At 70.7% G+C, this 25,073-nt stretch carries 20 protein-coding genes; 11 read left to right on the forward strand and 9 right to left on the reverse strand.

The window, feature by feature from the left end; all coding sequences use genetic code 11:
- Positions 1–122 precede the first annotated feature (122 nt).
- Positions 123–1,106 (reverse strand): methylmalonyl Co-A mutase-associated GTPase MeaB, encoded by a 984-nt coding sequence (meaB, locus tag ACK8CO_RS16485; RefSeq protein ID WP_080616850.1) that lies wholly within the window; start codon positions 1,104–1,106, stop codon positions 123–125.
- Positions 1,107–1,265: 159 nt separating this feature from the next.
- Between meaB and hrpB the strand changes: the two genes are divergently transcribed.
- On the forward strand, positions 1,266–3,707 hold the full coding sequence (hrpB, locus tag ACK8CO_RS16490) for an ATP-dependent helicase HrpB (RefSeq protein WP_414897340.1): 2,442 nt from the start codon (positions 1,266–1,268) through the stop codon (positions 3,705–3,707).
- A gap of 272 nt (positions 3,708–3,979) precedes the next feature.
- On the opposite strand, the gene argF is transcribed toward hrpB, so the two are convergent.
- Both argF and ACK8CO_RS16500 read right to left on the reverse strand, forming a co-directional pair.
- A complete protein-coding gene (gene argF / locus ACK8CO_RS16495) occupies positions 3,980–4,906 on the reverse strand; it encodes an ornithine carbamoyltransferase (protein WP_414897341.1) in 927 nt (308 codons plus the stop codon).
- Entirely contained in the window at positions 4,903–6,093 is a 1,191-nt protein-coding gene (locus ACK8CO_RS16500; protein ID WP_414897342.1) for an aspartate aminotransferase family protein, read from the reverse strand. Before ACK8CO_RS16500 ends, argF begins: the two co-directional genes overlap by 4 nt.
- Before the next feature lie 1,101 nt (positions 6,094–7,194).
- Between ACK8CO_RS16500 and ACK8CO_RS16505 the strand changes: the two genes are divergently transcribed.
- Positions 7,195–7,998: a GNAT family N-acetyltransferase gene (locus ACK8CO_RS16505; protein ID WP_414897343.1), complete on the forward strand. Its 804-nt coding sequence runs from the start codon at positions 7,195–7,197 to the stop codon at positions 7,996–7,998.
- A complete protein-coding gene (mce, locus tag ACK8CO_RS16510; protein WP_414897344.1) occupies positions 7,995–8,399 on the forward strand; it encodes a methylmalonyl-CoA epimerase in 405 nt (134 codons plus the stop codon). Before ACK8CO_RS16505 ends, mce begins: the two co-directional genes overlap by 4 nt.
- Before the next feature lie 36 nt (positions 8,400–8,435).
- Here mce and plsY read toward each other — a convergent pair whose 3' ends face one another.
- The 4 genes from plsY to ACK8CO_RS16530 are packed head-to-tail and all read right to left on the reverse strand — an operon-like array spanning position 8,436 to position 11,721.
- Complete coding sequence (gene plsY, locus ACK8CO_RS16515; protein ID WP_414897345.1) at positions 8,436–9,047, reverse strand: glycerol-3-phosphate 1-O-acyltransferase PlsY; 612 nt, start codon at positions 9,045–9,047, stop codon at positions 8,436–8,438.
- A gap of 4 nt (positions 9,048–9,051) precedes the next feature.
- On the reverse strand, positions 9,052–10,326 hold the full coding sequence (gene pyrC / locus ACK8CO_RS16520) for a dihydroorotase (protein WP_080616844.1): 1,275 nt from the start codon (positions 10,324–10,326) through the stop codon (positions 9,052–9,054).
- Complete coding sequence (locus tag ACK8CO_RS16525) at positions 10,323–10,769, reverse strand: hypothetical protein (RefSeq protein ID WP_080616843.1); 447 nt, start codon at positions 10,767–10,769, stop codon at positions 10,323–10,325. The genes pyrC and ACK8CO_RS16525 overlap by 4 nt, the downstream gene beginning before the upstream one ends.
- A complete protein-coding gene (locus tag ACK8CO_RS16530; RefSeq protein ID WP_080616842.1) occupies positions 10,762–11,721 on the reverse strand; it encodes an aspartate carbamoyltransferase catalytic subunit in 960 nt (319 codons plus the stop codon). Before ACK8CO_RS16530 ends, ACK8CO_RS16525 begins: the two co-directional genes overlap by 8 nt.
- 97 nt (positions 11,722–11,818) lie before the next feature.
- Here ACK8CO_RS16530 and ACK8CO_RS16535 point away from each other — a divergent pair, with 97 nt between their 5' ends.
- The 5 genes from ACK8CO_RS16535 to ACK8CO_RS16555 all read left to right on the forward strand — a co-directional run bounded on the left by ACK8CO_RS16535 (position 11,819) and on the right by ACK8CO_RS16555 (position 18,780).
- Positions 11,819–12,613 carry a uracil-DNA glycosylase gene (locus ACK8CO_RS16535; RefSeq protein WP_414897346.1) on the forward strand — a complete coding sequence of 265 codons (795 nt, stop codon included), beginning with the start codon at positions 11,819–11,821 and terminating at the stop codon, positions 12,611–12,613.
- On the forward strand, positions 12,613–13,239 hold the full coding sequence (locus ACK8CO_RS16540) for a LysE family translocator (protein ID WP_414897347.1): 627 nt from the start codon (positions 12,613–12,615) through the stop codon (positions 13,237–13,239). The genes ACK8CO_RS16535 and ACK8CO_RS16540 overlap by 1 nt, the downstream gene beginning before the upstream one ends.
- A 2-nt stretch (positions 13,240–13,241) precedes the next feature.
- Positions 13,242–13,784 carry a molybdenum cofactor biosynthesis protein B gene (moaB, locus tag ACK8CO_RS16545; RefSeq protein ID WP_080616839.1) on the forward strand — a complete coding sequence of 181 codons (543 nt, stop codon included), beginning with the start codon at positions 13,242–13,244 and terminating at the stop codon, positions 13,782–13,784.
- A gap of 126 nt (positions 13,785–13,910) precedes the next feature.
- Positions 13,911–15,380, forward strand: a complete 1,470-nt coding sequence (locus ACK8CO_RS16550; RefSeq protein WP_414897348.1) for an efflux RND transporter periplasmic adaptor subunit — start codon at positions 13,911–13,913, stop codon at positions 15,378–15,380.
- Positions 15,381–15,384: 4 nt separating this feature from the next.
- On the forward strand, positions 15,385–18,780 hold the full coding sequence (locus ACK8CO_RS16555; RefSeq protein WP_414897349.1) for an efflux RND transporter permease subunit: 3,396 nt from the start codon (positions 15,385–15,387) through the stop codon (positions 18,778–18,780).
- A 734-nt stretch (positions 18,781–19,514) separates the two neighbouring features.
- Here the strand turns inward: ACK8CO_RS16555 and ACK8CO_RS16560 are convergent.
- A complete protein-coding gene (locus ACK8CO_RS16560) occupies positions 19,515–20,312 on the reverse strand; it encodes a protein-disulfide reductase DsbD domain-containing protein (protein WP_414897350.1) in 798 nt (265 codons plus the stop codon).
- Between the two features lie 176 nt (positions 20,313–20,488).
- Between ACK8CO_RS16560 and ACK8CO_RS16565 the strand changes: the two genes are divergently transcribed.
- Positions 20,489–21,046, forward strand: coding sequence for a YqgE/AlgH family protein (locus ACK8CO_RS16565; RefSeq protein WP_080616834.1), 558 nt, complete (start codon positions 20,489–20,491; stop codon positions 21,044–21,046).
- A 49-nt stretch (positions 21,047–21,095) separates the two neighbouring features.
- Here ACK8CO_RS16565 and ACK8CO_RS16570 read toward each other — a convergent pair whose 3' ends face one another.
- Positions 21,096–22,070, reverse strand: a complete 975-nt coding sequence (locus ACK8CO_RS16570) for an L-threonylcarbamoyladenylate synthase (RefSeq protein WP_414897351.1) — start codon at positions 22,068–22,070, stop codon at positions 21,096–21,098.
- 126 nt (positions 22,071–22,196) lie between these two features.
- On the opposite strand from ACK8CO_RS16570, the gene ACK8CO_RS16575 reads away from it, so the two are divergent.
- On the forward strand, positions 22,197–23,906 hold the full coding sequence (locus tag ACK8CO_RS16575) for an acyl-CoA dehydrogenase (protein WP_414897352.1): 1,710 nt from the start codon (positions 22,197–22,199) through the stop codon (positions 23,904–23,906).
- Complete coding sequence (locus ACK8CO_RS16580; protein WP_414897353.1) at positions 23,903–24,955, forward strand: MBL fold metallo-hydrolase; 1,053 nt, start codon at positions 23,903–23,905, stop codon at positions 24,953–24,955. The genes ACK8CO_RS16575 and ACK8CO_RS16580 overlap by 4 nt, the downstream gene beginning before the upstream one ends.
- Positions 24,956–25,073 lie beyond the last annotated feature (118 nt).

Raw genomic sequence — 25,073 nt, forward strand, 5'->3', positions numbered from 1 at the left:
CCGGAGCTTGGCGGCTGCGGCCGAAACCCGATCCGGGGGAAAGATTTTCAGGGCTTTTGCAGCCGGGCCCGGGGGCGCGGCGTCGGAGGATTGCGCCGCGCCTCATGCACGGCCCGTTCTGGTCAGGCGCTGACGCCCAGCGCGGCCAGCATCTCGGTCGAGGCATGGGCGACGGTCAGCTCGCCTTCGGCCACCTTCGCGCCGAGATCGGCCATCCGCGCCCGCATCGCCGGGTCGCGGTCGAGCCGGGCGAGCAGACCGCGGCGGACTTCTTCCGCGAACCAGTAGCGGGCCTGGGCGGCGCGGCGGGCCGTGAAATGGCCGTTCTCGCGGCGCCAGTCGGCAAGGGTCTGCATGTCCTCCCAGGCCTCGCGAAGCCCGCGTTCCTCGACCGCCGAGACGGCGACCGCCTTGGGGAACCCCTCGGGGTCCTGGGGGCGGCGGCGCAACAGGTGCAGCGCGCCCGCGTAATCGGCCCGGGTGCGTTCGGCGGCGGGCTTCAGATCGCCATCGGCCTTGTTGACGAGGATCAGGTCGGCCATCTCCATGATGCCGCGCTTGACCCCCTGCAGCTCGTCGCCGCCCGCAGGCGCCATCAGCAGCACGAACAGATCGGTCATCTCGGCCACCATGGTCTCGGACTGGCCGACTCCCACGGTCTCGATCAGCACGATGCCGAAGCCCGCCGCCTCGCAAAGCGCCACCGCCTCGCGAGTGCGGCGCGCGACGCCGCCCAGAGCCGACTGGCTGGGCGAGGGGCGGATGAAGGCGTTCGGGTCGCGCGACAGCCGCTCCATCCGGGTCTTGTCGCCGAGGATCGAGCCGCCCGAGCGGGCCGACGACGGGTCGACCGCCAGCACCGCGACCTTGTGGCCCTCGGCTGTCAGCATCCTGCCGAAGCTTTCGATCAGGGTCGACTTGCCCACGCCCGGCGTGCCCGACAACCCGATCCGGAGCGCCTGTCCGGGGGCGTCGGTCAAAAGGCCCAGCAGCTCCTGGGCCTGGGCGCGGTGATCCTCGCGACCGCTTTCGATCAGGGTGATCGCCCGGGCGAGGGCACGGCGTTCGCCGGATTTGAGGCGGTGGGCAAGCTCGGCTGGGGTCATCGGCGGCTCCGGATCTTCGGGGGCGGCTCCTGTCTTGCCCTGCCGGGGCCGGGCTGTCCAGCCCTCCGTCCGGGGCATCGTTCGGGCCGTGGTCCGGGCCGTCGTCCCGCCAGGCGGCGCGCTCTGGCCGTGCGGGCCTGGATGACGCATAAGACGGCCATGACCAAGCTGCCCATCGACGCCGTCCTGCCCGAGCTGACCGCCGCCCTTTCCCGCGCGGGCCGGGCCGTGCTGCAGGCGCCGCCCGGGGCGGGCAAGACCACGCGGGTGCCGCTGGCGATGCTGGAGGCCGGGCTGACGGCGGAGCGGATCGTGATGCTCGAGCCGCGGCGCCTTGCCGCGCGGGCCGCGGCCGAGCGGATGGCCGAGGCCCTGGGCGAGCCGGTCGGCCAGACCGTCGGCTACCGCATCCGGGGCGAGGCGAAGGTGGGCCGCGCCACCCGCATCGAGGTCGTGACCGAGGGCATCCTGACGCGGATGATCCAGTCCGACCCGGGGCTCGAGGGCATCGGCGCGGTGATCTTCGATGAATTCCACGAACGCTCGCTGAATGCCGATCTGGGGCTGGCGCTGGCCTGGGAGGTCCGGGGGGCGCTGCGCGAGGACCTGATCCTCCTGGTGATGTCGGCGACGCTGGATGCCGCGCCGGTGGCGGCGCTGATGGCGGATGCGCCCGTCGTGAGCTCCGGGGGGCGCAGCTTTCCGGTCGAGACGCGCTGGTTGCCGCGCCCGCTGCCAAAGGGCAGGCGCCTGCCCGAGGCCACCGCCGATCTGGTGCTAGAGGCCGTGGCCGGAACCGAAGGGGGCGTGCTGGTCTTCCTGCCGGGCGAGGGCGAGATCCGGCGCTGTGCCGCGGCACTCGAGGGGCGGCTGCCCGAGGGCTGTCACATCCGGCCGCTTTACGGCGCGCTGCCCTTCGCCGAGCAGCGTGCCGCGATCCTGCCCGCGCGCGAGGGCCGCAAGGTGGTGCTGGCCACCTCGATTGCCGAGACCTCGCTGACCATCGAGGATGTGCGGGTGGTGGTCGATGCGGGCCGCGCCCGCCGGTCGCGCTTCGATCCGAATTCCGGCATGGCGCGGCTGGTGACCGAGCGCGTCACCCGCGCCGAGGCCGAGCAGCGCCGCGGCCGGGCCGGGCGGGTGGCCGAGGGCGTCTGCTACCGGCTCTGGACCAGGGGCGAGGAGGGCGCCCTTGCTGCCTATCCCCCGCCCGAGATCGAGGCGGGCGACCTTGCGGGGCTGGCTTTGGACCTCGCGGCCTGGGGGGCGTCGGGACCTGGCGATCTGGCCTTCCTGACCCCGCCCAATCCGGGGGGCTTCGCCGAGGCGCGGGCGCTTCTGGCCGGGCTCGGGGCGCTTGACGCCCTGGGCCGGATCACCGGCCATGGCCGCGCGCTGGCGGCGCTGCCCCTGCATCCGCGGCTCGGGCATATGCTGCTTTCGGCAGGGCGGCAGGCCGCGCCTCTGGCCGCGCTTCTGTCCGAACGCGACCCCTTGCGCGGGGCGGGCGCCGATCTGGCGCTGCGGCTGCGCTGCCTGAGCGGGCCGAACGCCCCGAGCCCGGTGCCGCCCGACCGGGGCGCGCTTGCCCGGATCCGGGCCGAGGCGAAGCGGCTGGCCGCGCGCGCTCCCGAGGCCCCGCGTCCGATGAGCCCGGGCGAGATGGCGGCGCTCGCCTATCCCGACCGGATCGGCCTGCGCCGCAAGGGGGACGAGCCGCGCTATGTGCTGTCCGGCGGCAAGGGCGCGGTTCTCGGGGCCTCGGATCCGCTGGCCGGACAACGGCTGATCGTGGCGCTCGATCTCGATGGCGATGCCCGCGAGGCGAAGGTGCGGCTTGCCGCGCCGCTCTCCGAAGCGGACCTGCGCGCGGTCCATGGCGCGGCCATCGGCTGGCAGGATGTCTGCGAATGGTCGCGGCGCGAGGCCCGCGTGGCGATGCGGCGGCAGGAACGCTTCGGCGCGCTGGTGCTCGATGACCGCAACTGGCCCGATCCCCCGCCCGAGACGGTGGCGCGTGCCATGCTCGATGGCGTCCGCGCGCTGGGCCTGCCCTGGAGCGATGCGGCACGCCGCTTCCGGGCGCGGGTCGAGCTTCTGCGCGCCGAGGGCGCGGAGCTGCCCGATTTCTCCGATGCGGGACTGATGGCCGGGCTCGAGGACTGGCTGTTGCCGCATTTGGGCGGGGTCCGGACAGCAGAGGATCTCAAGCGCTTCGACCTGCTGCCGGCGCTGAGCGCCCGGCTCGACTGGGAGACCCGGCAGAGCGTCGACCGCCTCGCGCCGTCCAGCTTCGAGACCCCTCTCGGGCGGAAGATCCCCATCGACTATGACGGCGAGGCGCCGGCGATCGCGCTGCGCCTGCAGGAGCTCTTCGGCGTGACCGAACACCCGAGGGTGGGGCCGAACCGGCTGCCGCTCCGGATCACGCTGCTCTCACCGGCCGGACGTCCGGTCCAGGTGACCATGGACCTGCCGGGCTTCTGGGCGACGAGCTATGCCGATGTGCGCAAGGATATGCGGGGACGCTACCCGCGCCATCCCTGGCCCGAGGATCCGACCGCCGCCGACCCGACGCTCCGCGCCAAGCGTCGGAGCTGACCGCGTGCGGCCCTGCCGGCCGCTGCGACAAAGGCCCGGCTCCGGCCCGACGGCTATCGTCCCGGTCATCGCTCCGGATTCCGCGCCTGCCCTTCTTCCTGGTGCCAATACCCCCGCCGGAGGCGCCGCGCGCATCTTGCGCGCGGCCCGGCCCAACCCCGGCCAAGCCGGGCAAAGCCCGGTGCGGGTCCGGGGGCGGGAGCGCCCCCAGTGCCTTCGCTGCGGCCCCGGAGGCCTGAGATCCGGATGGCTGAGACCCGGATGCCGAACCCTCAGACGCCGAGGCAATGGCGCATGATCGCCTTTTGCGCATGGAGCCGGTTCTCGGCCTCGTCGAAGACCACCGAATTCGGCCCGTCCATCACCGCGTTGGTCGCCTCCTCGTCGCGATGCGCGGGCAGGCAATGCATGAACAGCGCGTCGGGCTTCGCCGCCGCCATCAGCCGCTCGTTCACCTGATAGGGGCGCAGCTGGTTGTGGCGCCGCTCGCGCGCCGATTGCGGATCGTGCATCGACACCCAGGTATCGGTAACCACCAGATCGGCCCCCTCGACGGCCTTGAGCGGATCGCGCTCGATGACGATCTTCGCGCCCTTCGCCCGCGCCGCCTCGACGAAGACCGGTTCGGGGTCCAGCGTCTGCGGGCCGGTGAAGGTCAGATCGAAGCCGAACTGCCCGGCGGCCTGGATGAAGGAGGCGCAGACATTGTTTCCATCGCCCGACCAGACCACCTTGCGCCCGGCAATCGGGCCGCGATGCTCCTCGAAGGTCAGCAGATCGGCCATGATCTGGCAGGGATGGGTGCGGTTGGTCAGACCGTTGATCACCGGCACCGTGGCATGATCCGCCATCTCCTGCAGCGTCGCCTCCTCGAAGGTCCGGATCATGATCAGATCGACATAGCGCGACAGCACCCGGGCGGTGTCGGCGATGGTCTCGCCATGGCCCAGCTGCATGTCCTTGCCCGACAGCACCATGCTCTGCCCGCCCATCTGCCGCACGCCGACATCGAAGCTGATCCGGGTCCGGGTCGAGGGCTTCTCGAAGATCAGCGCCACCATCCGCCCGTCAAGCGGGCGCCCGTCATCGGGCGTGGCCTTCGTGCGCCCCTGCCGGGCCTGCTTCATCTCATGCGCGCAATCGAGGATCGCCCGCAGATCGGACGGGGCGGTGCTGTCGATGTCGAGAAAATGGGTCATGCCCGGGCCTCCTTTGCGGCAACGGCCGTCGCGGCCGCATCGAGCCGGGCCACGGCCTCGGCAATCTCTTCGTCGGAAATCGTCAGCGGCGGCAGGATGCGGACCACATTATCCCCCGCCGGAACCGTCAGCAGATGCTGGTCATAGCCCGCCTGCACCACGTCGGTATTGGCCGCGCGGCATTTCAGCCCCAGCATCAGCCCGGAGCCGCGCACCGCCTCGAACACCTCGGGATGGCTCGCCACCAGCCCTTCCAGCCGTTGCCGCAGGAGCCCGGCCTTGCGGTTCACCTCGTCGAGGAAGCCGGGATCGGAAATGATGTCGAGCACGGTCTTGCCGACGGCGCAGGCCAGCGGGTTGCCGCCATAGGTCGAGCCATGGCTGCCCGCGGTCATGCCCGAGGCCGCGGCCTCGGTCGCCAGCACCGCGCCCAGCGGGAAGCCGCCGCCGATGCCCTTGGCGATCATCATGATGTCGGGCGCGGCGCCCGCCCATTCATGGGCGAAGAGCTTGCCGGTCCGGCCCATGCCGCATTGCACCTCGTCATAGATCAGAAGCGCGCCGGTCTCGTCGCAGAGATCGCGCAGCCCCTTCAGGCAGGGATCGGGCAGCGGCCTGAGGCCGCCCTCGCCCTGCACGGGTTCGACCATGACCGCGGCCACGGTGTCGTCGATGGCGTTCTGCAGAACCGAGCCATGGGCGCCGAAGGGCAGGTGGATGAAGCCCGGCAGAAGCGGTCCGAATCCCTTGGTCATCTTCTCGGTGCCCACCGCCGCGATCGCGGCCGAGGAGCGGCCGTGGAACGCGCCCGAGAAGGTGACGATATTCACCCGGTCGGGCTGGCCCTTCTCGTACCAGTATTTCCGGGCCATCTTGACCGCGAGTTCGCAGGCCTCGGTGCCGGAATTGGTGAAGAAGACGGTATCGGCGAAGGTCTTCTCGACCAGCGCGTCGGCCAGCGCCTCCTGTTCGGGGATGTGATAGAGGTTCGACAGGTGCCAGATCCGGTTCGCCTGGGCGGTCAGTGCCGCCACCAGCGCCGGATGGGCATGGCCGAGCGCGTTGACCGCGATCCCGGCGCCGAGATCCAGGTATCGGGTGCCGTCGGTCGCGACAAGCCAGGAGCCTTCGCCGGTCTCGAAGCTGAGCGGCGCGCGGTTATAGATCGGCAGGACGGACGGAACCATCTGGGAAATCCTTCGGAAAAGAGGCCTTATGGGTGCCTCGGGCGACAGAACGTGTCAATTGTCTTCGGAAAGGTGCCAGGGCACGGAGGGGAAGGGTCGGGATGTCGCGTGGGCGCAAGCGGAGGCGGCCGGCTCAGAGACGGCGGCGGCGTCGGCGCAGGGAGATATGAACGCAACGGGTCATGACCTGGGCCTTTAGCGGGAAACGCCGGGCCTGTCCAGACGCTCTGTCGCCGCATCTGTCCGGGCGCCCCGGCCGGGCTTTACGGTCTCTGTATCGGGATCGGCAAGAGGCCTCCGGAGGCGGGCATCCGGGCGGCCGGGCCGTCCTGCCTGCGGCGGGCGCGGCGCCATGCCGGATTGCGGGGGCGGGCGCCGCCTGCCGGGGGCCGCACGCGCCTGTCCTGTCCGCTCGCAAAGGATCGACATGCGCACAGACCGATGGTCAGGGGCGCAGCCCAGGCGCTATGGCCACCGGCCTCGGGAAGGCGCCGGTCTGACAGATTTCGCTGACGGGATGTGCCGGCAGGAGGGGAGGACTGCCAGTTTGCCGCATGATGCGGGCGCGCAGGGGACGGGCAAGGGGGCCAGAGCGCAGCGATCCTCAGGATCGCAGAGAATGACCCGGCGGAGGGGCGTGCGAGCGCCATGCCCGTCGCTTCGGTGCGGCCCTCGCGAAGGAAAGCCGGGGCATGAGAGCGCAGCCGAAGGCATGGAGCCAGGTGCCGGACAAGGGCATGGAACGGTCCCCCGGCGGACTGCGGCGCGCCTTTACTGGGCCGGATTTCACGCTCCCGACTTCTCGCCCCCAACTTCTCGCCACCGTGGCAGCTTTCCGGCCGGGTGCTGTTCATAGCGCGCGGCGGCGGCATGTCACCTGCCGGATATGGTCTCGGGCGGGCTGGTCGGGCCTGCCCGGCGCTTTGCGGCGTTTGGGGCAAGGGCAGATGCGCACCGGTCTCGACCGTCGGACCGGTCCTTCTGTGCTGCAGGCGGCAGGCCGGGGCAGATGGGCGATGGACAAATGCGGCCGGCGCCTGCCTTAATCGAACCGGACCATGACCGGACCATGACCGGACCAGAACGGAAAAGGAGCCCGCAATGCCCCCGGATCTGCCTCCGGATCTGCCCCTCGGCGCGCCGCTTCCCGGCTGGAGGCCACCGCCCCGCCCCGGCCGCGACAGCCTTGCCGGGCGCTATTGCCGGGTCGAGCCTCTGAGACGCGACCATGCGGCCGAGCTCCATGCCGCCCATCTGCTCGATGCCTCGATCTGGACCTATCTGCCCTATGGCCCGTTCCCGGACGAAGCGGCGCTGGCCGACTGGATCGCGTGGGACGCCTCGGGCCCGGATCCGCTGTTCTTCGCGGTGCGCGAAGCGGTCTCGGGCCGGGCGCTGGGCGTGCTCAGCTATCTCAGGATCGCGCCCGGGGCCGGCTCGATCGAGATCGGCCATGTGAATTTCTCGGCGCCGCTGCAACGGTGCCCGGCCGCGACCGAGGCGGTGACGCTCCTGATCGGGCAGGCCTTCGCGCTGGGCTACCGGCGGCTCGAATGGAAATGCGACGCGCTGAACCGGGCCTCGCGCCGGGCGGCCGAACGCTACGGGCTGAGCCATGAGGGCGTCTTCCGTCAGGCCGCGGTGGTGAAGGGGCGCAACCGCGATACCGCCGGGTTCGCCGCCATCGATGCCGAGTGGCCGGCGCTGAAGGCGGCCTACGAGACCTGGCTCGACCCGGCCAATTTCGATGCCGGGGGGCGGCAGATCGTCCCGCTGTCAGAGCTGACCCGCCCGATTCTCGCGGCCCGCGACCCCGCGCTTGCCTCCGGTCCCGAGGCGGGTCTTGCGTCGCGGGACGGCAGACCGGATAACCCGGGCGAACATCATCAGGAGGATCAGGGATGATCGGCCGTCTCAACCATGTCGCCATCGCCGTGCCGGATCTGCAAGCCGCCGCGGCGCAATATGCCGAAACGCTGGGGGCCAGGGTCGGTGCGCCGCAGGACGAACCCGATCACGGCGTGACCGTGGTCTTCATCGAGCTGCCCAATACCAAGATCGAGCTGCTTTCCCCGCTGGGCGAGGCGAGCCCGATCAAGGGGTTTCTCGACAAGAACCCCTCGGGTGGCATTCACCATATCTGCTACGAGGTCGAGGATATCCTCGCCGCCCGCGACCGGCTGAAGGCGCAGGGCGCGCGGGTGCTTGGCTCGGGCGAGCCGAAGATCGGAGCCCATGGCAAGCCGGTGCTGTTCCTGCATCCCAAGGATTTCAACGGCACGCTTATCGAGCTGGAACAGGTCTGAGCCTAGGGGAAGAGGCCCGGCGCTTAGGCCGGGGCCTCAGCCGGTCTTGCGGCCGATCTTCGGCTCGGTTCCGGTCAGAAGGCGGCGGATGTTGGCGTGGTGGCGGATGAAGATCAGCACCGCCAGCACCGCCCCCAGCAGCACGGTTTCGCTCCGGCCCAGAAAGATCGCCCAGACCGGCGCCAGCGCGGCCGCAGCCAGTGCCGAGAGCGAGGAATAGCGGAAGGCGGCCGCAAAGGCCGCCCAGGTGGCACAGGCGGCAAGCCCGACCGGCCAGGCCAGCGCCAGGAGGGTGCCGAGGAAGGTCGCGACCCCCTTGCCGCCCCGAAAGCCCAGATAGACCGGGAAGAGATGGCCCAGAAAGGCCGCGCCGCCCGCGATCTGGGCTGCATCTTCGCCCGCCAGCGCCCGCGCGATCAGCACCGCGATGCCGCCCTTGCCCGCATCGAGCACCAGCGTCAGGAAGGCCGCCAGCCTGTTGCCGGTGCGCAGCACATTGGTCGCGCCGATATTGCCCGAGCCGATCTTTCTCAGGTCGCCCAGCCCGAAGAGCCGCGCCATGACGATGCCGAAGGGCACCGCCCCCAGCAGGTAGCCGCAGAGCCCGAAAAGCGCCAGCAGCAGGAGGGGGGTGTCGATCATCGGCATCGGGTCAGTCTCCGCCGTGGACGCAGGTTCCGGCGACCCAGGTGCCGAGCACGCGGCCTTCCATCCGGGCGCCGTCGAACGGCGTGTTCTTCGATTTCGATTTCAGCGCGAAGCGGTCCAGCACAAAGGGTGCATCGGGATCGAACAGCACCAGATCGGCCGGGGCTCCCGCCGTCAGCCGCCCGGTCGGCAGGCCGAGCCGCGCCGAGGGGTTCAGCGCCAGCGCGCGCCAGAGCTGGGGCAGGGTGATCGCCCCGGCATGATAAAGCCGCATCGCCGCGGGCAGGATGGTTTCCAGCCCGACCGCGCCCGAGGCGGCCTCTTCATAGGGAAGACGCTTGGATTCCTCGTCCTGCGGCGTGTGCATGGACGAGATCACGTCGATCAGCCCCGAGGCCACGGCCTCGACCAGCGCGACCCGGTCGGTCTCGGCCCTAAGCGGCGGCTTGACCTTGAAGAAGGTGCGGTAATCGCCGACGTCGAATTCGTTCAGCGTCAGGTGATGGATCGAGACGCCCGCCGTCACGTCGCGGCCATTGGCCTTGGCGCGGTCCAGCGCGGGCAGGGCGCGGGCGGTGGTGATCTGGTCGGCATGGTAGCGCACGCCGGTCAGCTCGACGAGGCCCATGTCGCGGTCGAAGCCCATGCGCTCGGCCAGGGCGGGCACCGAGGGCAGCCCGCGCAGCGAGGCGAACTTGCCCGAGGTCGCGGCGGCGCCCGCCGACAGGCCCGGATCCTGCGGATGCGCCATCACCAGTGCGCCCAGCGAGCGGGCATAGCTCATCGCCCGGCTCAGCACCTTGCTGTCGGTGACGACATGGTCGCCATCGGTGAAGGCCACGGCGCCGGCATCGAGCAGGAAGCCGATCTCGACCATCTCGCGGCCCTCGCGGCCCTTGGTCAGCGCGGCCATCGGCTTGATCCGGACCGGCGAGACCTCGCGCGCACGTCGGCTGACGAATTCCAGCACCTCGGGGGTGTCGATGGCGGGCAGGGTATCGGGGCGGATGACCATGGTGGTCACGCCGCCCGCCGCCGCCGCCAGCCCGGCCGAGCGGAAGCTTTCCTTGTGGCGTTCGCCCGGCTCGCAGACCTTGACGCCGATATCGACGATGCCCGGGGCGAGACAGGCGCCCTTGCAGTCGATGACCCGGTCGCAATCGGGGGCCGCGTCATGGCCCTTGTCGAGGATCGTGCCGCCGCCCGAAAGCAGCCAGCCCACGCGGTCTGTCCCCGCCTCGGGGTCGATCAGGCGGGCATTGGAAAAGACGGTTCTCATGCCTCCGGCCCTCCCGTGGCCAGCCTCGCCGTGTCGATCCGGGCCTTCACGCCCGCCGGATCTGCGAGAAACTTGATCAGATGCTTGTCGCCGCCCAGCGTGACGACCTGCGTCGCCGCGCCGATGATGCGGACCCTGTCGATGCTCGAGAGCCGCACCCGCCGCCCGCCGGGCCCCAGCAGGGCGCGGTCGGTCAGCACCCAGCGCGCGCCGAGCTCTTCGCTCATCAGGAAGGCGCCCCGGATCGCGATCGCCAGCACCGCCGCGACGATCCCGGCCCAGGGGTAGGGGTTGCCGGTCGCGGCCAGCAGGACGGTCGCGCCGATCCCGGCCAGCACGGCGATGATCGCATGGGCCTTGATATAGGCTCCCCGGTCGGCCCGGAACGTCACCCTGACGGCTTCGCCCTCTTCCAGCGGAGCCTCGGTCCTGGGATCAAACATGGGTGGGCTCCCCGGCCGCCCGGGCCGCGCGCTGGTTCCGTGCCAGCAGGTCCATGCAGGCCATCCGGACCGCGACCCCCATCTCGACCTGATCCTGGATCACCGAGCGGTTGATGTCGTCGGCCAGCGTGCCGTCGATCTCGACGCCGCGGTTCATCGGCCCCGGATGCATGACGATGGCATCTTCCTTCGCATAGGCCAGCTTCTCGGCATCGAGCCCGAAGCGGTGGTAATACTCGCGTTCCGAGGGGATGAAGCCGCCATCCATGCGCTCTTTCTGCAGCCTGAGCATCATCACCACATCGGCGCCCTCGAGGCCCTCTTTCATGTCGTCATAGATCTCGACACCCATATCGGCCGCGCCCGAGGGAATGAGCGTCGGCGGCCCGATCAGCCGCACCCGGTTCTCCATCTTGCCCAGGAGCAGCATGTTCGACCGCGCGACCCGGCTATGGGCGATGTCGCCGCAGATCGCGACCGTCAGGCGCTGGATCCGGCCCTTGGCGCGGCGGATCGTCAGCGCGTCGAGCAGCGCCTGGGTCGGATGCTCGTGCCGGCCGTCGCCGGCATTGATCACCGCGCAATTGACCTTCTGGGCCAGCAGATCGACCGCGCCCGAATGCGGATGGCGCACCACCAGCAGATCGGGATGCATCGCGTTCAGGGTCAGCGCCGTGTCGATCAGCGTCTCGCCCTTTTTGATCGAACTGGCCTGCATCGCCATGTTCATCACATCGGCGCCGAGGCGCTTTCCGGCGATCTCGAAGCTCGACTGGGTCCGGGTCGAGGCCTCGAAGAACATGTTGATCTGGGTGAGCCCCGCCAGCACATCGGCATGTTTGGTGGCGCCGCGGCTGAGATCGACATAGCTTTCCGCCAGGTCGAGGATGATGCGGATGTCCCAGGGGCTGAGATGCTCGATGCCAAGCAGGTGACGCGCGCGAAATTCCATGGAGCCTCCGACCTGATTGGCCCGCTTATAGAAACGGGGGGCGGCAGGGGCAAGGGAGGCATTGCCGAGGCCTCTGCGGCAGCATAGCCTAGGCGCCATGGACCCCGCACTGACCCCGCATGAGGCGCTGGCGCTTCTGGCCTGGCAGGTCGATCTCGGCGCGACCGAGGCGATCTGCGACGCCCCGGTGAACCGTTACGAGGCGCCGCGCCCTGCTCCGGCGGCGGCTCCGGCAGCGGCGCGTCCTGTCGCGTCCGCGCCCCGGCCGCCCGCCCGGCCCGCGCCGGTCGATCCGGTGGCGGTGGCGCGCGCGGCGGCTGACGCGGCCACCGATCGCGAGGGGCTGGCGGCGGCGATGGCGGCCTATGAGCTCTGCGAGCTGAAGAAGGGCGCGCGGAACCTCGTCTTTTCCGATGGCAACCCGAAGGCGCGAGTGATGGTGATCGGCGAGGCGCCGGGCCGCGAGGAAGACCTGCAGGGCAAGCCCTTCGTCGGCCGCGCCGGGCATCTGCTCGATCAGATGTTCGGGCATATCGGGCTGGGGCGGAACGATCCGGCGGCCGAGCGCGCGCTCTACATCACCAATGTCCTGCCCTGGCGGCCGCCGCAGAACCGCGACCCCGAAGCCGGCGAGGTCGCGATGATGCTGCCCTTCCTCGAGCGCCATGTGGCGCTTGTCGATCCCGACATCCTGGTCCTGATGGGCAACCATTCCTGCGGTGCGCTTCTGGGCCGGAAGGGCATCACCCGGCTGCGCGGCCACTGGGTCCAGGCGCTGGGCCGGCCTGCGTTGCCGATGTTCCACCCGGCCTATCTGCTGCGCACCCAGCTGGCCAAGCGCGATGCCTGGCACGATCTTCTGATGCTGCAGACGCGGTTGAGGGGGGGCTGATGGGGCCGGTCGATCTTCTGACGCTCGCGGCCTTCGTGCCGGCGGCACTGGCGCTCAACCTGACGCCCGGGGCCGACATGATGTTCTGTCTGGGGCAGGGGCTGCGGGGCGGTCCGCGCGCGGCGCTGGCGGCCGATCTCGGCATCGCGCTGGGCGGTTTCGTCCATGTCACGCTGGCCGGGCTCGGTCTTGGCGCGGTGGTTGCGGCGGTGCCGGGCGCTTTCGAGGCGATCCGCTGGGCGGGCGTCGCCTATCTGCTCTGGCTGGCCTGGCGGTCGGTCCGGCATGGCGCGCTGGCCCCGGATCTGCCCGCCGTCTCTCCGCGTCGGGCCTTCCGCGAGGGGCTGACGGTCAATCTGACCAATCCCAAGGTGATCCTCTTCGTGCTGGCCTTCCTGCCGCAATTCGTGGTGGTCGAGCGCGGCGCGGTGCTGGCGCAATTCCTGATCCTCGGGGCCGTGCTGTCGCTTGGCGGGCTGCTGGTCAATGGCGCGGTCGGGCTTTTCGCCGGGCAGGCGCGGCGGCTTCTGGGGGGCTCGCGCGCGGTACAGCGCGGTCTCGGCCTCGTTTCGGCGACAATCTTCACGGCGCTGGCGGTGCGGCTGGCGCTTCTGCAAAAGGGATGACCATGGCAGGCATCGACGAGAGCAAGGCCTTTGTGCCGGTCCGGATCGCGGTTCTCACCGTCTCGGATACCCGCAGCCTTGACGAGGACCGCTCGGGCCGGACGCTGGCCGACCGGATCGCGGCGGCAGGCCATATCCTCGCCGACCGCAGGATCCTGAAGGACGAGCGTGCCGAGATCGCGGCCCAGCTTCGCGCCTGGTGCGCCGATCCCGAAATCGACGTGGTGATCTCGACCGGGGGCACCGGGCTGACCGGGCGCGATGTCACCGTCGAGGCCCATCGCGATGTCTACGAGAAGGAGATCGAGGCCTTCGGGACGCTGTTCACGCTGGTCTCCTTCGGCAAGATCGGCACCTCGGCGGTCCAGAGCCGCGCCACGGGCGGCGTCGCCCAGGGCACCTATCTGTTCGCGCTGCCCGGCAGTACCGGCGCCTGCAAGGACGCCTGGGACGAGATCCTGGTGCATCAGCTCGACTATCGCCACCCGCCCTGCAATTTCGTCGAGATCTTTCCGCGACTCGACGAACACCGGCGACGGAAATAGGTGTACCCGACGTAGGGAATGCGCACCCCGTCGCGAATGTCCCGGCGGAACTGACGCCGGGCGCCGCGACCTCGGGTGCCGCGACCTGTGGCCTTGCGATCCGATGCGACGGGAAAGGACGGTTCGATGCGTTTCCTCCGCCGCAGCCTCACGGGGCTGTTCCTGCTGGCCGTGACGCTTGGGCTTCTGGCCTATGCGGCGGGGACGCTGCGTTCGGCCATCGAGACGCGTCTGGCCGACCGGCCCAAGGCGCCGCCCACGGCCGAGCGGGTCTTCTCGGTCAATGTCGTCCCGCTGCGCCCCCGGACCGTGACGCCCGAGCTGACCGCCTTCGGCGAGATCCGCTCGCGCCGCAGCCTCGAGCTGCGGGCCGAGGCCAGCGGCCGGGTGGTCTATCTGCATCCCGCTTTCGAGGAGGGCGGGCGGGTCGCGGCGGGCGATCTGCTGCTTCGGGTCGATCCGGCCGATGCGACCTCGGCCCGGGATCTGGCGCGGGCCGATCTGAGCCAGGCCGAGGCCGATCTGGGCGACGCCAGGCGGCGTCTCGATCTGGCCCATGACGAGCTGGCCGCGACCGAGCTGCAGGCCGAATTTCGGCAAAAGGCGCTGGGGCGCCAGAAGGACCTGCGCGGGCGCGGGGTCGGCACCGATGCCGCGGTCGAAGAGGCCGAGCTGACCGCCGCCGCCGCCGATCAGGCGGTGGTGTCCCGGCGCCAGGCCCTGGCTCAGGCCGAGATCGGGCTCGAGACCGCCACGACCGGGCTGGCCCGTGCCCGGATCGCGCTGGCCGATGCCGAGCGCGCGCTGGTCGATACCGAGCTTTCCGCGGCCTTTTCCGGCACGCTGATCGATGTGAGCCTGGTCGAGGGCGGGCTGGTCGGAGCCAATGAACGGGTGGCCGATCTGATCGATGTCTCGGCGCTCGAGGCCGGCGTGCGGGTCTCGACCGCCGAGTTCAGCCGCCTGCTCGACGACAGGGGCGCGTTGCGGCCGCTGCCGGTGACGGTGACGGTGACGCTCGATGTCTACGGGGCCAACCTGACCGCGCGGGGGGTGCTGTCGCGCGAAAGCGGGGCGGTGCCAGATGGCCAGGTCGGGCGGCTGGTCTATGCCCGGCTGGACGACGCCCCGGGCTTTCGGCCGGGCGATTTCGTGACCCTCCGGGTCGAGGAGCCCGCGCTCGGGGATGTCATGGTCCTGCCTGCGGGCGCGCTTGACGCGGCGGGCGAGATCCTGGTGCTGGATGCCGGGGACCGGCTGGAGGCGGTGCCGGTGACGCTGTTGCGCCGCGAGGGCGACCGGGTGATCATCCGCGCGCCGGAGCTTGAGGGGCGCGAGGCTGTGGCCGAGCGCTCGCCGCTTCTGGGTGCGGGGATCAGGGTGCGCCCGCTGCGCCCCGGCGCCGCCGCCGAACCTGAGGACAGGACAGAGGCGACGGTCGCGCTCAGCCCCGAACGCCGCGCCGCGCTGATCGCCTTCGTCGAGACCAGCCCGGCCCTGCCGCAAGAGGCCCGCGCCCGGATCCGCGCCCAGCTCGACCAGCCGCTTGTGCCCGCGCAACTGGTCGAACGGCTCGAAACCCGGATGGGGGGCTAGGCCGGTGCCGGGGCGGGTCGCGAGCGCCGCGGGCGGGCTTCTGTCCTATTTCACCCGCCACCGGACGGCGGCGAACCTGCTGTTGCTGCTGCTGATCGTGGCCGGCCTCTTTGCCGCGCCGCGGATGCGGGCTCAGTTCTTTCCCGACGTGATCGTCGAGACGGTCTCGGTCTCGGTGGTCTGGGAGGGCGCGGGGCCCGAAGAGGTCGATGCCGGGATCGTGCAGCTCCTGGAACCGGAACTCCGCGCGGTCGAAGGGGTGGAGGAGACCACCTCGCAATCGCTCGAGGGGCGCGCGACCATCACCCTCGATTTCGAACCCGGCTGGGACATGGCCCGCGCCACCAATGACGTGCAGGCCGCGGTCGATGCCGAGACCGACCTGCCTGCCGAGACCGAGGAACCCGAGGTGACGCGCGGCGCCTGGCGCGACCGGGTGACCGATGTGGTGATCACCGGCCCGGTCGCGGTGGACCAGCTCGGGCGGCTCGCTGACGAGCTGGTCGACCGGCTGTTCGCGGCGGGCATCACCCGCAGCACGATCCGCGGCCTCGCCGCGCCCGAGACGCTGGTCGAGGTGCCCTCGATCGAGCTCATGCGCCATGACATCACCATGGCCGAGATCGCGGCCGTTTTGGCCGCCGAGGCCGAGACCGCGCCCGCGGGCGATGTCTCGGGCGGCAATACGAGGGTCCGGACCGGGATCGAGAAGCGCAGTGCGGCCAGCATCGCCGGCATCGTCCTGCGCTCCTATCCGGACGGCTCCAAGCTGACCGTGGGCGATCTGGCCGAGATCCGGGTCGAGGGCGCCGACCGCGAACGGGCCTATTTCGTCGGCCCCCACCCGGCGATCGCGCTTCGGATCGACCGCTCGGACCGGGGCGATGCCATCGAGATGGAGGCCGGGGTGCGGGCCGTCGTGGCCGGGATGACGCCGTCGCTGCCCGCGGGCGTGCATATCGATCTGATCCAGACCCAGGCCGATTACATCGCCGGGCGGCTCGACATCCTGCTTGGCAACGGGCTGATGGGGCTCGGGCTGGTGCTGGGGCTTCTGTTCCTCTTTCTCAATGCGCGCACCGCCTTCTGGGTGGCGGCGGGCATTCCGGTCGCGATGCTGGCCACCGCCGCGCTGATGTTCGCGGCCGGGATCACCATCAACATGATCTCGCTCTTCGCGCTGATCATCACCCTCGGGATCGTGGTCGACGATGCCATCGTGGTGGGCGAGCATGCCGATTTCCGCGCCCGCCATCTGGGCGAGCCGCCGGTCCTGGCCGCCGAGAATGCCGCCCGCCGGATGGCCGCGCCGGTCTTCTCGGCGACACTGACCACCATCATCGCCTTCTATGCGCTGGTGGTGATCGGCGGGCGCATGGGGCATCTGATCGCCGATATTCCCTTCACCGTGATCGCGGTGCTGACCGCTTCGCTGCTGGAATGTTTCCTGATCCTGCCCAATCACATGGTCCATGCGCTGACGCATTCGGCGAAGGAGCATTGGTACGACTGGCCGTCGCGCCAGTTCAACCGGGGTTTCCTGTGGTTCCGCGAGGGCCCGTTCCGGCGGCTGATGCGGCTGGTGATCCGGGGCCGCTATCCGGTGATGGCGGGCTGCCTGCTGCTGCTGGCGCTGCAGGTGGCGGCGGTGATCCGGGGCGACGTGCCCTGGCGCTTCTTCAACGCCCCCGAAGAGCGCTCGGTCAGCGGCAATTTCATGATGCTCTCGGGCGCCGGGCGCGCCGATACCGCCGCGATGATGGCCGAGCTGCAGCGCGCGGCCGGGGCGGTCGGCGCGCGCTATGCGGCCCGATACGGCACCGATCCGGTGACCTATGCGCTGGCCGAGATCGGCGGCAATGCCGGGCGCGGGCTGGCCGGGGCCGAGATCAAGGACCCGGATCTCTTGGGCGCGATCTCGCTCGAGCTGATCGATGCCGATGCCCGGCCCTATTCCTCCTTCGACTTCGTGCGCGCGCTTCAGGACGAGGTGCGGCCCCATCCCAAGGTGGAAAGCCTCAGCTTTCGCAGCTGGCGGGCCGGGCCGGGGGGCGATGCGCTCGATGTCCAGTTCTTCGGCGCCGAGGCGCGGGTACTGAAGGCCGCGGCCGAGCGGCTGAAGATCGAACTCGCACGTTTTGGCGAGGTCTCGGCGCTGGAGGACAGCCTGGCCTATGACAAGGAAGAGGCGGTGCTGGAGCTGACCGCCCAGGGCGCGGCGCTGGGGGTCACCATCGAGGATCTGGGCCGGGTGCTGCGGCACCGCATCAACGGGATCGAGGCCGCGACCTATCCCGAGGGCCCGCGCTCGGCCACGATCCGGGTCGAGCTGCCCGAGGCCGAACTGACCGCCGATTTCCTCGACCGGATGCAGGTGCGCAGCCCCGATGGCATCTACCTGCCGCTGGCCGATCTGGTGACGGTCGAGCGCCGCACCGGCTTTTCCTCGGTCCGGCGCGAAAACGGGCTGCGGGTGGTCACGGTCACCGGCGATCTGTCCGAGGACGACCCGGCGCGTGCCGCCGCGATCTCGGCCGAGCTGAAAGAGGCGATCCTGCCCGGGATCGAGCGCGATCTGGGCGTGTCCTGGCGGCTGGGCGGGCTGTCGGAACAGGAACGCGACGTTCTTGCCGATGCGCGGCTGGGCTTCGGGCTGTGCCTCGTCGGGATCTATCTGGTGCTGGCCTGGGTCTTCTCGAGCTGGAGCCGGCCGCTGGCGGTGATGGCGATCGTTCCCTTCGGGCTGGTCGGGGCGATCTGGGGGCATGCGCATTGGGATGTGCCGCTGTCGATGTTCTCGGTGGTCGGGCTGATCGGGATGACCGGCATCATCATCAACGATTCCATCGTGCTGGTCGGGACGGTCGATGAATATGCCAAGAGGCGGGCGCTGGTGCCGGCCATCGTCGATGCCGCGGCCGACCGGCTGCGGCCGGTGCTGCTGACGACGCTGACCACGGTGCTAGGGCTCGCGCCGCTGCTGTTCGAGACCTCGCAGCAGGCGCAGTTCCTCAAGCCGACGGTGATCACGCTGGTCTACGGGCTCGGTTTCGGGGTCGGGCTGGTGCTTCTGGTGGTGCCGTCGCTGCTGGCGATCGGGCAGGATGTCGGGCTGTCGCTGCGGGCGCTGCGCCGCGCGCTGGGGCCTCGCGGGCGTCGGGCGCTGCCGGTGCTTGCCGCCATGGCGCTGGCGCTGGCCCTGGTCTTCGCCGCGACGCTTCTGCCGGTTCTGGCGACCGGAAGGCTGCCCGGGGGACTGCTGGCCATATTGCCGCCGCTCGGGAGGGTGTCGCCCGCGGCGGCTGCCCTGATCCTGTTTCTTGCCGGGAGCGGGCTGGCAGCACTGGCGGTCGCGGTGCTGGCCCGGTCCTTGCGGCGGCCCGGCGCGACGGATCTCTAGCTGTCTGATCCCGGGGGGTGATGCCGCGATCCAGTCGGGGGAGGGAGGCCCCCATGGGACAAGCTCGTCGCGGCTTCGCGCCGCGTCGTACCTGCCCCCTGATCGCTCTCTGAACCTGCCCGGATCTCGTCAGCCGGCCTGCACCCGAACGGCTGATGAGATGCGGGCATGGCGGAACATGACATATGGCCCATGAACGACGGCCACGAGATGACCCATGATCGACGGGCGTCTCTGCCAGACAGGTCGGGCGAGAGGGGGAGGGATGAGGAAACTGTCCGGGGGAGGCTTCGCCTGACAAGGGAACAGGGCGCTTTCGGCTCTGACCGGGGCGGCGGGGCGCCCGATGACGCTCTGCATGTCGGGCGGACGGGCGCGCGGTGGCGGGGGCGTCTGCGCCTCCGAGCCATCTGCCAGGCGCTGATCGGGGTCTGGCAGGCCGGGATCATCCCGCGGGCTGGCTGAGGGAAAGCTCGAAGGACGGGAAGAGACGGGCCTGCATTCCCTGCAGGAGGGGCACGGGGCGGCGGTGCGGCAGGACAAGCGGCGGTAGAGATGGCGCGACCGCATCGCGCCTCATGTCTGGCCGGTTGAAGGGGTGGCGCTGCGTTGGCGCCCGGTCTGAGCGCTGCCCGGAGCCCTTTCTCGGCCATTCGGCGCCTGGGAGGGGCCGACCGCACCCGCCAACGGGGGAAACGGCCGGGCAGGGGGAGCTTCCGGGCGGCGCGCGGCGATCAGCGCGCGGCGTCGCAGCCCCGGATGTCGATGGCGCGGTCCCGGCCCAGCAGCGTGATCCGGATGGCCGAGCGGTCCAGCGCGAAGGGGGTGCCATCGGCCGGAACCATGTCCGAACGCGCGACCAGCGTTCCGCCCTCGCGCGCGATCTCGCTCTGGGCCACCCAGATCGTCGGGTCGGGCAGCTCGAATACGGCCGCTTCGCTGCCGCCGAGCGGGGGGACCTCGATCCGTGCGGTCAGCCGCAGCCCGTCGGAAATCGGTGCGATCTCGCAGGTGACCTGCCCGACCCGGGCGGTGCGGGCGTCGAGCGGCCGGCTGGCCAGAGCGGCGCGGATCGGCTCGGCCCGGCTTGCATCAGGCAGCCGCCGGTCGAGCCGAAGCTCCATCGGCATGCAGATATCCTGGCAGACCCCCAGGTCGATCCGGGCGCGCAGCTCCATCGGCCGTCCCGGATCGGCGGGGGTCAGCTCGATCGGCAGCACCACGTCCTCGACATAACCGATGCTGCGTATCCCGTTCGACGAGAAGATCCGCGGCCGGGGCCAGTGCAGTTTCACCGCCGCCAGATTGGACGAGCCGCGCCAGTCGAAGCTGGGCGGGATGCCGGCATCGCCGGGCGCGCGCCAATAGGTCTTCCAGCCCGGGGCCAGGCGCAGATGCAGCCCGGCCATGTAGGTGCCGCGCTCGGTCTGCCAGCCCGGCAGGATCTCTGCCTGCAGAACGCCGTCCTGCCGCGAGGCGGTTTCGGCGGCGACCGGGGCCGGGGCGGCGGTCGCGCAAAGGGCCGCGAGCATCAGCGCGACGGCCCGGGAAGCGAAAAGGTATCTTGCCATGGCGCAGAAGATAGGCGCTTCGCGCCCGGCGCGGAATCACAAAGCGGCGAGAGCCCGCCGGAATTCGTTTCCGTTGCCCTTGCGTCCGCGCGGATGGGGGCACATGCTGGGCAAGACAGGCGAATGGAAAGGACCCGATGCAGCTTGGAGGAAAGCTCCTGATCGCGATGCCCGGCATGGGCGACCCGCGCTTCGAGCGAAGCGTGGTCTATCTCTGCGCCCATTCCGACGAGGGCGCGATGGGGCTCATCGTCAACAAGCCGCTCAGCGAAATATCGTTTTCCGACCTGCTCGATCAGCTCGAGATCGACCGCAGCCCCGGGGCGCAGGATATCCGCGTGCATTTCGGCGGACCGGTCGAGCATGCACGGGGGTTCGTGCTGCATTCGGGCGATTACCGGACGAAGCGCGATACCACGCTGCGGGTCGATTCCGATTTCGGCATGACCGCCACGCTCGATATTCTCGAGGCCATCGCCCAGGGCGACGGGCCCTCCGAATCCCTGCTGGCGCTGGGCTATGCCGGCTGGGGGCCGGGGCAGCTCGAGGGCGAGATCCTCCAGAATGGCTGGCTGACCTGCGATGCCAGGCCCGGGCTGGTCTTCGGCGGCGCAGATGCCCAGAAATGGGAACGCGCGCTGCGGGCCATGGGCGTCGACCCGCTGGTGCTGTCTTCCGCCGCCGGGCGGGCCTGAACCGCCGGGCGCGCGGGCTTTCACTTTCGGCTTTCACGCGCGCTGCGGGTCAGGCCGCGCCCGGTCGCGGTGCGGCGGCGCGGCGCAGCCGGTCATTGATCGCACGGCCAAGCCCGCGCTCGGGGATGGGCGCGACGGCGATGACCCCGGACGGGGCGACCCGGGCGTCGAGCAGGCGCAGCGCGTGGAACAGCGCGGCCGCGGCCTCGACCAGATCGCCCGAGGGCGACAGGTTCAGCGCCGCGCCCGCGCAATCGGGGCCGAAGCCCAGCCAGAGGCCCTGTTCGGGCGCGGTCGTGGCGTTCAGAACGACGCGTGCGCCCGGCGCGTAATGCGAGCCGAGCTGGCCCGGCGCGCTGATCCCGGCGCTCTCCTCCCGGGGTGCAGGCGGCCGGCCGAGGCAGGCCTCTATCGCCTCGATGGGCAGACCGCCCGGTCTGAGCAGAACAGGGACCGCATCGTCATCGGCAGACAGGCCCAGGATCGTCGATTCCACGCCGACCGGACAGGCGCCGCCCTCGACCACTGCCGCGATCCGCTGTCCGAGACCCTCGATCACGTGATCGGACCGGGTCGGGCTGACTGCCCCCGAGACATTGGCCGAGGGCGCGGCGACCGGTCCGCCGAAAGCTGACAGAACGCCCTGCGCGACCGGATGGTCGGGCACCCGGAGCGCCACCGTGGGCAGCCCCGCGCTGACCAGGGGCGACAGCCCCGCTTCGGGCCGGAGCGGCAGCACCAGCGTCAGCGCACCGGGCCAGAACGCCTCGGCCAGCCGCAGCGCGCTGTCGGAAAAGACCGCAAGCCGGCGGGCTGCCGCGAGGTCGGGCAGATGCACGATCAGCGGATTGAAGCGGGGCCGTCCCTTGGCCTCGAAGATCTGCGCCACCGCGCGGTCGTTGCGGGCATCGGCGCCGAGCCCGTAGACGGTTTCCGTGGGCAGCGCGACCAGTTGCCCGTCGGCCAGCAGGGTCGCGGCCCGGGCCAGCCCCTGCGAATCGGGTCTCAGCAATTCGGCGCTCATCTGCGGTTCCCTTACGTTGCGTTTGCGCTTGATGGGACGAGGCGTTCGGTTACCTTCTGCCCAGGAAACAGGCGGTCAGATACAGCCGCGAAGCGATCCCGGCAAGCGGCGACAAAGGAGACAGCCATGGCATACCGAGCCCCGGTGGAGGAAATCCGGTTCATTCTCGAGCATGTGGCGGGCCTTCCCGATGTCGTGGCGACCGAGCGTTTCGCCGAAGCCACGGACGATGTCACCGCCGCGATCCTCGACGGCGCGGGGCGGCTCTGCGACGAGGTGCTGGCGCCGCTGCAACGGCCCGGGGACCTGCACCCGGCGCGGCTGGAAAACGGCGTGGTCCGGACCTCGCCCGGTTATGCCGAGGGGTATCGCGCCATCGCCGAGGGCGGCTGGGTGGCGCTGTCGGCACCGGCCGAGCATGGCGGGATGGGGCTGCCGACGGCCCTGTCGACGGCGGTCAACGACATGATGAGCGGCGCCTGCCTGTCCTTGCAGCTGAACCCGCTGCTGACCCAGGGCCAGATCGAGGCGCTGTGCCACCATGCCAGCGACGAGATCCAGGCGCTGTATTTGCCGAAGCTGATCGCGGGGGAGTGGTCGGGCACGATGAACCTGACCGAGGCGCAGGCCGGCTCGGATGTCGGCGCGCTGAAGACCCGGGCGGTGCCCAATGACGACGGCACCTATGCGGTCACCGGCCAGAAGGTCTACATCACCTGGGGCGATGCGGATTTCATGGAGAACGTGATCCATCTGGTGCTGGCGCGGCTGCCCGACGCGCCCGAGGGCACGCGGGGGATCAGCCTGTTTCTGGTGCCGCGCAATCTGCCCGATGCCGAGGGACGTCCCGGACCCGCCAATGGCGTGAAGGTCATCAGCCTCGAGCACAAGCTGGGCCTGCATGGCAGCCCGACCGCGCTGATGGATTTCGACGGCGCCACCGGCTGGATGGTGGGCGCGCCCAACAAGGGCATGGCGGGGATGTTCACGATGATGAACAATGCCCGGCTCGGGGTCGGCGCCCAGGGCGTGGGTGTGGCCGAGGCCGCGTTCCAGCAGGCGCTGGCATATGCGGGCGAGCGCCGGCAGGGGCCGACGCCCTTGGGGGACGGGCCGATCATCGGTCATGCCGATGTGCGCCGGATGCTGGCCGGGATGAAGGCCGAGATCTTCGCGGCCCGGGCCATCGCGCTGTCCTGCGCGGTGGCGGCCGACATGGCTGCGGCCACCGGCGAGCCCGACTGGGCCGCGCGCGCGGCCTTCCTGACCCCGATCGCCAAGACCTGGGGCACCGAGGTCGGCATGGAGGTCGCCCAGCAGGGTGTGCAGGTCCATGGCGGCATGGGCTTCATCGAGGAAACCGGCGCCGCGCAATATCTGCGCGATGTGCGGGTGACGGCGATCTACGAGGGCACCAACGGCATCCAGGCGATGGATCTGGTCGGGCGCAAGCTCGGCGATGGCGGCGAGGCCGCCTGGCGCCTGCTGGAAGAGGTCGAGCAGACCGCCGAAGCCGCGCGCGAGGCCTTCCCCGATCTCGCGCGCGAGCTCTGGACCGCGGCCGAGGCGCTGCGCGATGCGACCGAATGGATGCTGAGCCAGGAGATGACCGACCGCTTTGCCGGGGCGGTGCCCTTCCTGCGCGGCTGGGCCCGGGTTCTGGGCGCGCATCTGCACCTGTCGGCGGCGCTGGCCGAGGGCGGCGAGGGGCCGCGCAGCGTGCTGGCGCGGGTCTTCATCCGCCGGATGCTGCCCGAACATGGCTCGGCGCTGGCGGCGGCCCGCGCGGGTGCAGGCGATCTTTACGCCTTGTCCGACGCGGCGCTCTCGGCGTGAGGGACGGCCGCTTCGCGCCGGTCCGGACCCCGTTCGAGACCCCGCCCGGCGAGGGCGAGGCGGTCGAGATCGCCGAGGGCGTGCTCTGGATGCGGCTGCCGCTGCCCTCGCCGCTGAAGCATGTCAATGTCTTCGCGCTGGATGACGGAGAGGGCTGGACGCTGGTCGATACCGGGCTGTCGACTGGCCGCAGCCGCGCGATCTGGGCCGCGCTCCTGGCCGGGCCGCTTGGCGGGCGCCCGGTCGGGCGGGTGATCCTGACCCATCACCACCCCGACCATGTCGGGCTTGCGGGCTGGTTCCAGTCCGAGGCCGGGGCCGAGCTCTGGACCAGCCGCACCGCCTGGCTGTTCGCGCGGATGCTGACGCTTGACGAACAGGCACGGCCGCGGCCCGAGACGCTTGAATTCTACCGTGGCGCCGGGATGGATCCCGCACTACTGGCCGAGCGCGCGGCCGAACGGCCGTTCAACTTCGCCGATGTGGTGGCGCCGATGCCGCTTGGCTTCCGGGCGCTGGCCGAGGGCGACCGGATCAGCGCGGGCGGGCGCGACTGGGATGTGCGGCTGGGCGAGGGGCATGCGCCCGACCATGTCACGCTCTGGAGCCGCGACGACAGCCTGGTGATCGGCGGCGATCAGCTTCTGCCCTCGATCTCGCCCAATCTCGGGGTCTATGCCACCGAACCCCTGAACGATCCGGTCGCGGGCTGGCTGGAAAGCTGTACCCGGCTTGCCGCCCATGCCCGCGAGGATCATCTGGTCCTGCCGGGCCACAAGCTGCCCTTCACCGGCCTGCCGACCCGGCTGGTGCAACTGATCGAGAACCATCACGGCGCGCTGGCGCGGCTGCTCGAGGCGCTGGCCGGGGAGCGCACCGCCTGCGACTGTTTCGGCGTGCTCTACCGGCGCGAGATCGGCGCGGCCGAATACGGGCTCGCGCTGGCCGAGGCGGTCGGGCATCTCAATCACCTCTACCTGACCGGCCGCGCGACCCGGCGGCGACGGTCGGACGGGGCCTGGCTTTACCGCCGGAGCGGGGCGGCCTGAGCCCCTCTGGTGCAGGCGGGCGTGGGCGGAATGCCACGCCGGGATGCCGGAATGCCCTGTTGCCCCGGCTTCGAGGTGACAGCCGCGCGCCGCTCGACTAGGGTGCCGGGCAGCGGAC

This window comes from Rhodovulum sp. HP10 (assembly GCF_047553435.1).
Lineage (GTDB): Bacteria > Pseudomonadota > Alphaproteobacteria > Rhodobacterales > Rhodobacteraceae > Rhodovulum.

What these genes read in the sequence shown, in the direction of transcription:
- meaB (WP_080616850.1), bottom strand. Translation starts at nt 1,106, where the DNA reads ATGACCCCAGCCGAGCTTGCCCACCGCCTCAAATCCGGCGAACGCCGT.
- hrpB (WP_414897340.1), top strand. Translation starts at nt 1,266, where the DNA reads ATGACCAAGCTGCCCATCGACGCCGTCCTGCCCGAGCTGACCGCCGCC.
- argF (WP_414897341.1), bottom strand. Translation starts at nt 4,906, where the DNA reads ATGACCCATTTTCTCGACATCGACAGCACCGCCCCGTCCGATCTGCGG.
- ACK8CO_RS16500 (WP_414897342.1), bottom strand. Translation starts at nt 6,093, where the DNA reads ATGGTTCCGTCCGTCCTGCCGATCTATAACCGCGCGCCGCTCAGCTTC.
- ACK8CO_RS16505 (WP_414897343.1), top strand. Translation starts at nt 7,195, where the DNA reads ATGCCCCCGGATCTGCCTCCGGATCTGCCCCTCGGCGCGCCGCTTCCC.
- mce (WP_414897344.1), top strand. Translation starts at nt 7,995, where the DNA reads ATGATCGGCCGTCTCAACCATGTCGCCATCGCCGTGCCGGATCTGCAA.
- plsY (WP_414897345.1), bottom strand. Translation starts at nt 9,047, where the DNA reads ATGCCGATGATCGACACCCCCCTCCTGCTGCTGGCGCTTTTCGGGCTC.
- pyrC (WP_080616844.1), bottom strand. Translation starts at nt 10,326, where the DNA reads ATGAGAACCGTCTTTTCCAATGCCCGCCTGATCGACCCCGAGGCGGGG.
- ACK8CO_RS16525 (WP_080616843.1), bottom strand. Translation starts at nt 10,769, where the DNA reads ATGTTTGATCCCAGGACCGAGGCTCCGCTGGAAGAGGGCGAAGCCGTC.
- ACK8CO_RS16530 (WP_080616842.1), bottom strand. Translation starts at nt 11,721, where the DNA reads ATGGAATTTCGCGCGCGTCACCTGCTTGGCATCGAGCATCTCAGCCCC.
- ACK8CO_RS16535 (WP_414897346.1), top strand. Translation starts at nt 11,819, where the DNA reads ATGGACCCCGCACTGACCCCGCATGAGGCGCTGGCGCTTCTGGCCTGG.
- ACK8CO_RS16540 (WP_414897347.1), top strand. Translation starts at nt 12,613, where the DNA reads ATGGGGCCGGTCGATCTTCTGACGCTCGCGGCCTTCGTGCCGGCGGCA.
- moaB (WP_080616839.1), top strand. Translation starts at nt 13,242, where the DNA reads ATGGCAGGCATCGACGAGAGCAAGGCCTTTGTGCCGGTCCGGATCGCG.
- ACK8CO_RS16550 (WP_414897348.1), top strand. Translation starts at nt 13,911, where the DNA reads ATGCGTTTCCTCCGCCGCAGCCTCACGGGGCTGTTCCTGCTGGCCGTG.
- ACK8CO_RS16560 (WP_414897350.1), bottom strand. Translation starts at nt 20,312, where the DNA reads ATGCTCGCGGCCCTTTGCGCGACCGCCGCCCCGGCCCCGGTCGCCGCC.
- ACK8CO_RS16565 (WP_080616834.1), top strand. Translation starts at nt 20,489, where the DNA reads ATGCAGCTTGGAGGAAAGCTCCTGATCGCGATGCCCGGCATGGGCGAC.
- ACK8CO_RS16570 (WP_414897351.1), bottom strand. Translation starts at nt 22,070, where the DNA reads ATGAGCGCCGAATTGCTGAGACCCGATTCGCAGGGGCTGGCCCGGGCC.
- ACK8CO_RS16575 (WP_414897352.1), top strand. Translation starts at nt 22,197, where the DNA reads ATGGCATACCGAGCCCCGGTGGAGGAAATCCGGTTCATTCTCGAGCAT.